Annotated in this window: 1 protein-coding gene; it reads right to left on the minus strand. The window is 42.6% G+C overall.

Annotated features, from left to right (window positions below):
* Window positions 1-291, minus strand: a 291-nt coding sequence (locus B3182_RS15570; protein WP_292753454.1) for a YidC/Oxa1 family insertase periplasmic-domain containing protein, incomplete at both ends; no start/stop codon positions are given.

Here is a 291-nt window from a genome sequence, read left to right on the forward strand (position 1 = left end):
AAATCCATCATTGCCTGATTGAATTTTTGCTTATCATCACCGTAGCGTTCTTTCAGTGTGGCCAGCTTGGGTGTCAATTTACGCATTGACGCCATCGAACGGTAACTGGCTGCTGACAGTTTATAAAACGCCAGTTTGATCAGAATGGTCAGTAATACAATGGACCAGCCCCAGTTGCCCGTTAATTTATGTAGCCATTCCATGACGATAAATAACGGCTTGGAAATAATGGTCAGAATACCGTAATCAACGGTCAAATCCAGATTATCTGCAATTGGCTCAAGACGTTGA

It is taken from the genome of Methylophaga sp. UBA4204 (assembly GCF_002379485.1).
GTDB lineage: Bacteria > Pseudomonadota > Gammaproteobacteria > Nitrosococcales > Methylophagaceae > Methylophaga.